We start from the raw sequence: 2,921 nt of genomic DNA, 5'->3' as shown, positions 1-2,921 counted from the left end.
TTTTATTACTGCATTATAATCAGTTGTTTCTGGACTATTCTTTTGGGTTGGTACATCTATTGTACTTTCACCATTAATTGTTATATATGTTACTTCTGGTTCTGCTTTATCTATTGTTACGTTTTTTCCTTCCTCCATTCCATCGCTAGATGCCACTACTATAATTGTTCCTGCATGTGCCTGGTTGGTTACTAGTAATATTCCAGTCTCCGGATTTATACTTACTCCTGGTACTGGTGTTTTTAATGACCAACTTATATCTTCATCCATCACATTTCCGTATTGGTCTTTTACTATACCTTTATACTCTGTTTCATTTGGACTTGTTATTTCTGTTGGCACATTTATATTGTCAGCTCCATCTATGATGATATTTGTTACTTCTGGTTCTGCTTTTTCTATTGTTACGATTTTTTCTTCATGCATTCCATTGCTTGATGCTACTACTGTAACTGTTCCTGCATCTGCTTGGTTGGTTACTTCCAATAACCCTGTTATAGGATTTATACTTACTCCTGGTACTGGTGCTTTTAATGACCAACTTATATTTTCATCCATTACATTTCCGTATTGGTCTTTTACTATACCTTTATACTCTGTTTCATTTGGACTTGTTATTTCTGTTGGTACATTTATTATACTTTCACCATTAATTATTATATTTGTTACTTCTAGTTCTGCTTTTTCTATTGTTACGATTTTTTCTTCCTGTATTCCATCACTAGATGCAACTACTATAACTGTTCCTGCATCCGCTTGGTTGGTTACTTCCAATAACCCTGTTTCTAGATTTATACTTACTCCTGTTACAGGTGTTTTTAATGACCAACTTATATTTTCATCCATCACATTTCCGTATTGGTCTTTTATTACTGCATTATAATCAGTTGTTTCTGGACTATTCTTTTGGATTGGTACATCTATTGTACTTTCACCATTAATTGTTATATATGTTACTTCTGGTTCTGTTTTTTCTATTGTTACGATTTTTTCTTCCTGTATTCCATCACTAGATGCAACTACTATAACTGTTCCTGCATCCGCTTGGTTGGTTACTTCCAATAACCCTGTTATCGGATTTATACTTACTCCTGGTACTGGTATCTTTATTGACCAACTTATATTTTCATCCATTACATTTCCGTACTGATCTTTTATTACTGCATTATAATCAATTGTTTCTGGACTATTCTTTTGGGTTGGTACATTTATACTGCTAACTCCATCTATAATGATATTTGTTACTTCTGGTTCTGCTTTTTCTATTGTTACGATTTTTTCTTCATGTATTCCATTGCTAGATGCTACTACTGTAACTGTTCCTGCATCTGCTTGGTTGGTTACTTCCAATAACCCTGTTATAGGATTTATACTTACTCCTGGTACTGGTGCTTTTAATGACCAACTTATATTTTCATCCATTACATTTCCGTATTGGTCTTTTATTATACCTTTATACTCTGTTTCCTTGGGACTTGTTATTTCTGTTGGTACATTTATTATACTTTCACCATTAATTATTATATTTGTTACTTCTGGCTCTGTTTTTTCTATTGTTACTGTTTTTTCTTCAGTCATTCCATTACTAGATGCCATTACTACAACGGTTCCTGCATCCGCTTGGTTAGTTACTTCCAGTAACCCTGTTATCGAATTTATACTTACTCCTGTTACTGGTATCTTTAATGACCAACTTACATCTTTATCCATTACATTTCCATACTGATCTTTTATTACTGCATTATAATCAATTGTTTCTGGACTATTCTTTTGGGTTGGTACATTTATACTGCTAACTCCATCTATAATGATATTTGTTACTTCTGGTTCTGTTTTTTCTATTGCTACTTGTTTCTCTTGTTGCACTCCATTACTAGATACCACTACTGTAACTGTTCCTGCATTTGCTTGGTTGGTTACTTCCAATAACCCTGTTTCTGTATTTATACTTACTCCTGTTACTGGTGTCTTTAATGACCAACTTGTATTTTTATCCATAACATTTCCGTATTGGTCTTTTACTATACCTTTATATTCTGTTTCATTTGGACTTGTTATTTCTGTTGGCACATTTATGATACTTTCACCATTAATTATTATATTTGTTACTTCTGATTCTGCTTTTTCTATTGCTACTTGTTTTTCTTGTTGCACTCCATTGCTAGATGCTACTACTGTAACTGTTGATGCATCTGCCTGGTTAGTTACTTCCAATAACCCTGTTTCTAGATTTATATTTACTCCTGGTACTGGTGTTTTTAATGACCAACTTATATTTTTATCCATTACATTTCCGTATTGATCTTTTACTATACCTTTATACTCTGTTTCATTTGGACTTGTTATTTCTGTTGGCACATTTATACTGCTAACTCCATCTATAATGATATTTGTTACTTCTATTTCTGCTTTTTCTATTTTTACTGGTTTTTCTTGTTGCATTCCATCACTAGATGCAACTACTATAACTGTTCCTGCATCCGCTTGGTTGGTTACTTCCAATAACCCTGTTTCTAGATTTATACTTACTCCTGTTACAGGTGTCTTTAATGACCAACTTATATTTTTATCCATAACATTTCCGTATTGGTCTTTTACTATACCTTTATATTCTGTTTCATTTGGACTTGTTATTTCTGTTGGTACATTTATTATACTTTCACCATTAATTATTATATTTGTTACTTCTGCCTCTGTTTTTTCTATTGTTACTGTTTTTTCTTCAGTCATTCCATTACTAGATGCCATTACTATTACTATTCCTGCATTTGCCTGGTTGGTTATTTGTAATAAACCAGTCTCTGGATTTATACTTACTCCATTTGCTGGTGTTTTTAACGACCAACTTACATCTTTATTCAGTACATTTCCATACTGATCTTTTATTACTGCATTATAATCTGTTGTTTCTGGACTATTTT

At 32.6% G+C, this 2,921-nt stretch carries 1 protein-coding gene; it reads right to left on the bottom strand.

Translation table 11 applies throughout. The features are described from left to right. On the bottom strand, nucleotides 1-2,921 hold a 2,921-nt coding region (locus QMG30_RS24680), incomplete at both ends, for a hypothetical protein (protein WP_281819892.1).

Source organism: Vallitalea longa (assembly GCF_027923465.1).
Taxonomy (GTDB): domain Bacteria; phylum Bacillota; class Clostridia; order Lachnospirales; family Vallitaleaceae; genus Vallitalea; species Vallitalea longa.
Note: the sequence above shows the minus strand (reverse complement) of the source record. Positions and strands in the feature narration are given on the sequence as shown.